The organism is Roseisolibacter sp. H3M3-2, assembly GCF_029211165.1.
Lineage (GTDB): Bacteria > Gemmatimonadota > Gemmatimonadetes > Gemmatimonadales > Gemmatimonadaceae > Roseisolibacter.
This window is the reverse complement of sequence record NZ_JARGEK010000200.1, coordinates 2,839-8,793: the sequence shown is the minus strand read 5'-3', so window position 1 is coordinate 8,793 and position 5,955 is coordinate 2,839. Positions and strand designations below refer to the sequence as shown.

The 5,955-nt window shown below is 77.4% G+C and carries 4 protein-coding genes; all 4 read left to right on the top strand.

From position 1 onward, the window contains the following. The coding region (locus PYV61_RS15860; RefSeq protein ID WP_275833308.1) for a hypothetical protein at positions 1-1,076 on the top strand (1,076 nt) is incomplete at its 5' end. Then, positions 1,076-3,739: a M14 family zinc carboxypeptidase gene (locus tag PYV61_RS15855; protein WP_275833306.1), complete on the top strand. Its 2,664-nt coding sequence runs from the start codon at positions 1,076-1,078 to the stop codon at positions 3,737-3,739. The genes PYV61_RS15860 and PYV61_RS15855, both read left to right, overlap by 1 nt. Before the next feature lie 73 nt (positions 3,740-3,812). Next, positions 3,813-4,325 carry a GNAT family N-acetyltransferase gene (locus tag PYV61_RS15850; RefSeq protein ID WP_275833304.1) on the top strand — a complete coding sequence of 171 codons (513 nt, stop codon included), beginning with the start codon at positions 3,813-3,815 and terminating at the stop codon, positions 4,323-4,325. Between the two features lie 78 nt (positions 4,326-4,403). After that, positions 4,404-5,915: a M28 family peptidase gene (locus PYV61_RS15845; RefSeq protein WP_275833302.1), complete on the top strand. Its 1,512-nt coding sequence runs from the start codon at positions 4,404-4,406 to the stop codon at positions 5,913-5,915. Positions 5,916-5,955 lie beyond the last annotated feature (40 nt).

Here is a 5,955-nt window from a genome sequence, read left to right as displayed (position 1 = left end):
ATCGTGGTCTCAACTCCTTGGCTCACAGAACGACATGGCTACGATCCGACTTGGCCGGCCCGGCGCGCTGCGCCGCGCCGGCGCGCGCGAGCTACGCCTACGCCGTCGCCCCCGGCAGCGAGGCGGCGATCCGCTGGCTGGCCGGCGTGCTGGCCGACTCGGTGCGCGTCTGGCACGCGCCCAACGGCTTCCGCGTCGGCACCGCCGACTTCCCGCGCGGCGCCTTCGTCGTGCGCGTCGGCGCCAACGACAGCTCGGTGCACGCGAAGGTCGCGCGCCGCGCCGCCGAGTCGGGGGCCGCCGTCGCGTCGCTCGCCACCGGGCTCGTCGACGCCGGCACCGACCTCGGCTCCGGCTCCGTGGTCCCCGTGCGCGCGCCGCGCGTCGCCCTCCTCGGCGGCGCGCCGGTGACCGGGACGTCGTACGGCTTCGCGTGGTTCGCGCTCGACCACCGCGTCGGCTACGCCGCCACCGCGCTCGACGCGGCCGCGGTCGCCGGCGGCGCGCTCGGCGACTTCGACGTGCTGGTCGTCCCGTCGGTGCAGGGCCCCGCGCTCGACCGCGCGCTCGGCGACGCGGGGCGCGTGCGCGTCGCCGCGTCGGTGCGCGGCGTCGGCACGCTGGTGACGCTCAACGCGGGGACGGCGTGGCTCGCCGGCCAGGCGTGGTCGCGCTTCAAGCGCGCGAGCGCCCCCGCGGGCGACGGCGCCGCGCTCGCCGGCGACATCCCCGGCGCCGCGGTGCGCGCGGTCGCCGACTCGCTGTCGCCGCTCATGGCCGGCGTCGACGCGCGCGAGCTGCCGGTGCTCCTCTTCTCCGACCGCGTGTTCGACGCGCCGCGCGACCTGCGCCCCGGCGAGGTCGTGCTGCGCCACGCGCCCGCCGCGCGCCTGCGCGTCGCCGGCTACCTGTGGCCCGAGATGCCGGCGCGCGTCGCCGGCTCCCCGTACCTCTGGACCGAGCGGCTCGGCCAGGGGCGGATCGTCGCCTTCGCCGGCGACCCGAACTTCCGCGACCTCTGGCGCGGCCTCCTCCCGCTGTTCGCGAACGCCCTCTTCCTCGGCAGCACGTTCTGATGACCCGCCTCCCGCTCGACGCTCGACGCTCGACGCTCGCCCTGGCGATCGCCGCCGCCGCGGCCGCACCCGCCCACGCGCAGCACGCCCTCGCGAGGAACGAGACCGCCACCTACGACCCCGCCGTCCCGACGCCGCAGGCGGTGCTCGGCTACCCGCTCGGCGAGCGCTTCACGCCGCACCACCTGCTGGCGCGCTACGTCGAGCGCGTCGCCCTCGCCGCGCCGCAGCGCGTGCGCCTCGACACCGTCGCCCGCACCTTCGAGGGGCGCGAGGTGCTGCGCGTGATCGTCGCGAGCGAGGCGAACCGCGCCCGCCTCGCCGAGATCGAGGCCGACGCGCGCCGCCAGGCCGAGCCGCGGCTGATGACGGCCGCGCAGCGCGCCGACTTCGAGCGGCGGATGCCCGCCGTGGTGTGGCTCGGCTTCACCGTCCACGGCAACGAGGCGTCGGGCGCCGAGGCGGGGATGGGGGTGCTCTACCGCCTCGCCGCCGGGCGCGACGCCGAGACGCGCGGCGTGCTCGACTCGGTGGTGGTGATCCTCGACCCGCTGCAGAACCCCGACGGGCACGAGCGGCACGCGCAGGACGTGATGCGCCGCCGCACCGCGTTCGGCGCGCCCGCCGACCCGTCGGCGACGATCCACAGCGGCTCGTGGCCGGGGCCGCGCGGGAGCCACTACTACTTCGACCTGAACCGCGACTGGTACACGCAGTCGCACCCGGAGACGCGCGGGCGCGTCGCCACCATGCTCGCGTGGATGCCGCACGTCGCGGCCGACCTGCACGAGATGGGGACGAACTCGACGTACTACTTCCCGCCGCCGGCCGACCCGGTGCACAAGCTGATGCCGCCGCGCGCGGTCGACGCCTGGAACGCCTTCGCCGCCGGCAACGCGGCCGCGTTCGACCGCAACGGGTGGGCGTACTTCCGCCGCGAGCGCTACGACGAGTTCTACCCCGGCTTCGGCGAGAGCTGGCCCCTGCTCGCCGGCGCGACCGGCATGACGTACGAGCAGGCGTCGAGCGCCGGCGGCGCGATCCGCCGCACCGACGGCACCGTGCTCACCCTGCAGGACGCGGCGTCGCACCACTACGCCGCCGCCTGGGCGACGCTCAAGGTCAGCGCCGCCACCCGCGCCGCGCGCGTGAAGGACCTGCTCGAGTCGCGCCTCTCGGCGATCACCGACGCCGTGCGCGGCGGCGCCGGCGGCCCCGGGCTGACGACCATCCGCAGCGTCGTGCTGCAGCGCGACGCGCAGGGGCGCGCCGACTCGCTGGCCGCGCAGCTGATCGCCAACGGCATCTCAGTGCGCCAGGCGCGCGGCGCGCTGACCCTCGCCGACGCGACGCCGCTGTGGGCCGGCGGGTCGGGGAGCGTGAGCGTGCCGGCGGGCGCCTACGTCGTCGACCTCGCGCAGCCGCAGGGGCGCATGGCGCGCGCGCTGCTCGAGCCCGAGGCGGTGCTCGACTCGGCGTTCGTGAAGGAGGAGTTCGAGGCGCGCCGCACCGGGCAGCCCGACCGCTTCTACGACGTCACCGCGTGGGCGCTCCCGTACACCTGGCGCGTGCGCGCGTGGGCGGTGCGCGCCGGCGTCCCCGCCTCCGACACCCTCGCCGCGCTCTCCGCGCGCGCCGCCGGCGAGGTGCCGACCGGCGGCTACGGCTACGCCTTCGCCCCGGGCAGCGAGGCGTCGCTCCGCCTGCTCGGCGGCCTGCTCGCCGACTCGGTGCGCATCTGGTTCGCGCCCAACGGCTTCTCGGTGGGCCAGTCGCGCTTCCCGCGCGGCGCGTTCGTGGTGCGCGTCGGCGCCAACGACAGCTCGGTGCACGCCAAGGTGCGCCGCCACGCCGCCGCGTCGGGCGCCGACGTCGCGCCGCTGACGACCGGCCTCGTGGACGCCGGCACCGACCTCGGCTCGGGCTCCGTCGTCCCGGTGCGCGCGCCGCGCGTCGCGCTGCTCGCCGGCGACGGGATCGGCGGCCAGTCGTTCGGCTGGACGTGGTACGCCTTCGACCAGCGCCTCCGCTACCCGACCACCGCCATCGACGGCGGCGCCGTGGCCGGCGGCGCGCTGGCGCGCTTCGACGTGCTGGTCGTGCCGTCGTCGTCGGCCGGCGGGATCGACCGCGCGCTCGGCGACGCGGGGCGCGAGCGCGTGCAGCAGTGGGTGCGCGGCGGCGGCGTGCTGGTGACGCTCGAGGAGGCGACGGCGTGGCTCGCCACCGAGCGCGCCGGGCTCTCGCGCCTGCGCACCAAGCTCGCCCGCGCCCGCGCCGACGGCGAGCCGGGCGCGCCGCTCCCGCCGCGCATCCCCGGCGCCGCGGTGCGCGTGCTCGGCGACTCGCTCTCGCCGCTGCTCGCCGGCGTCGAGGAGCGCGAGTTCCCCGCGCTCGCCAACGGCGCCACCGTCTACCAGGCCCCGCGCGACGCCCGCCCCGGCGAGCTCGCCGCCCGCCTCGCCCCCGCCGCGCGCGTGCGCATCGCCGGCTTCTTCTGGCCCGAGTCCGCGCAGCGCATCGGCGGCTCCCCCTGGCTCTGGACCGAGCGCGTCGGCCAGGGCCGCGTCATCGGCTTCGCCGCCGACCCGAACATGCGCGACCAGTGGCGCGGGATGCTGCCGCTGTTCGCGAACGCGGTGTTCCTCGGCGGAACCTTCTGACCTGCGACCTGCGACCTGCGACCTGCGACCGGGTGCCCTCGCAGGTCGCAGGTCGCAGGACCATCAAGAGAAGATGCCCGATCCCCTCCCCGACGAATTCGTCCTCCGCCTCGCCGGCGCGTCCGACGTCCGCCTGATCGCCGAGCACCGCGCCGCGATGTGGGCGGACATGGGGCAGCTGCACCCCGACGCGGTGGCGGCGATGGTCGACGAGACGGCCGCGCGCCTCGGGCCCGCGCTCGCCGAGGGGCGCTACGTCGGCTGGCTGCTGGAGTCGGCGGCGCACCCCGGGCGCGTGGTCGCGGGCGCCGGCGTGCTGCTGCGCGAGCAGCTCCCCTTCCCGGTCGACGGCGGGCGCGCGGTGCGGTTCGGCGAGCAGGGGCTCGTCATCAACGTCTACACCGACCCCGCGTGGCGCCGCCGCGGGCTCGCCGAGCGGCTGATGCGCGCGCTGCTCGCGTGGGCCGAGACGCGCGGGCTGTCGAGCGTGATCCTCCACGCGTCCGACGACGGGCGCCCGCTGTACGAGCGGCTCGGCTTCCGCGGCACCAACGAGATGCGGTGGAGCGGCCTCCCGCGGCGTTGAGCCGTCTCGGGACGCCGGCTTAGTTGTCGGGGAGCGCCGCGGCCTCCCGCGCGGCGCGCCGTCCCCGACCCGCCGTCCATGCGCCGCCTGTCGCCGCTCGTCGCCCTGCTCGCCGCCTCGGGGTGCCAGTACCTCCCCGGCCTCCGCCAGGCGCCCCCGCCGCCCCTCACCCCCGAGGCCCCGCCGGCGCTCGCGGCGATCGACACGGCGCAGCTGCGGCGCGACCTGTTCGCCCTCGCCGGCGACGCCATGCGCGGGCGCGAGGGGGGCGCCATGGACGAGCTGCGCGCCGCCGCCTGGACCGCCGAGCGCGCGCGCGAGGCCGGGCTCCGCCCCGCCGGCGAGGACGGCTCGTACCTGCAGTGGTTCCCGGTGCGCCGGCTGCGCGTCGCCGACGGCGCGCGCGTCGTGCTCGACGGCGCCCCGCTCGACGTGTGGCGCGACGCGGCGGTCGTCGCCCCGGTCGACGCGCAGCTGTCGCAGGTGCCGCTGGTGTGGGTCGGCGCCGCCACCGGCGACGCGCTCCGCCGCCAGGACCTGCGCGGGATGGCGGTCGCCGCGCAGCTCGTCGCGCCGGCGCGCCCGCCGGTGTCGTGGATCTCGCTGCGCGAGTGGCGCTACGCCAACGCCGCGATCCGCGAGCGCGTCGCCGCCCTCGCCGACGCCGGCGCCGCGGCCGTGATCCTCGTCGCCGACGACTCGACCGACGCGGTCTTCCCGTCGATGCTCGCGCAGCTGCGCCGCGGCACCTACGCGCTCGACTCCGCGGGCGCCGAGCGGCCGACGGCGCGCGTGCCGGCGGTGTGGGTGCGCGCCGCCGACGCCGCGCGCGTGCGCGGGGCCAGGCGCCTCACCCTGTCGCTGCGCGCCGAGAGCTTCGTCTTCCCGAGCGCCAACGTCGTCGCCGTGGCCCCGGGGCGCGACAGCACGCTGCGCGGCGAGCACGTGCTGTTCAGCGGGCACCACGACCACGACGGCGTGCGCCAGCCCGTCGCCGGCGACTCGATCTGGAACGGCGCCGACGACAACGCCACGGTGAGCGTCGCCATGCTCGCCATCGCCCGCGCCTGGACGCGCGCGCCGGGCCGCCGCTCGGCGCTCTTCGTCTGGCACGGCGCGGAGGAGCGCGGCCTCCTCGGCTCGCGCTGGTACGCCCAGCGCCCCACGGTGCCGAAGGGGTCGATCGTCGCGGTGCTCAACGGCGACATGATCGGCCGCAACCACCCCGACACGGCCGCCCTCCTCGGCAGCCAGCCGCCGCACCGCAACTCGACGGCGCTGGTGAACCAGGCGCTGGCCGCCAACGCGCGCGACACGCGCTTCGTGGTCGACTCCAGCTGGGACCGGCCGACGCACCCGGAGGGGTGGTACTTCCGGAGCGACCACCTCCCCTACGCCCGCGCGGGGATCCCGTCGCTCTTCTTCACCACGCTCCTGCACCCCGACTACCACACCCCCCGCGACGAGCCGGCGCGCATCGACGTCGCCAAGCTGGCCCGCATGACGCGGTGGATGTACGCGACCGGGTGGGCAGTCTCCGAGACCCCGACCCGGCCGGCGGTCGATCCGGGGTTCCGGCTGGAGCGCTAGGTGCGGGCTGCGGGCTGCGGGCTGCGGATCGAAAACCGCA

Coding starts and splice junctions, on each gene's coding strand:
- PYV61_RS15855 (WP_275833306.1), top strand. CDS start 1,076: ATGACCCGCCTCCCGCTCGACGCTCGACGCTCGACGCTCGCCCTGGCG.
- PYV61_RS15850 (WP_275833304.1), top strand. CDS start 3,813: ATGCCCGATCCCCTCCCCGACGAATTCGTCCTCCGCCTCGCCGGCGCG.
- PYV61_RS15845 (WP_275833302.1), top strand. CDS start 4,404: ATGCGCCGCCTGTCGCCGCTCGTCGCCCTGCTCGCCGCCTCGGGGTGC.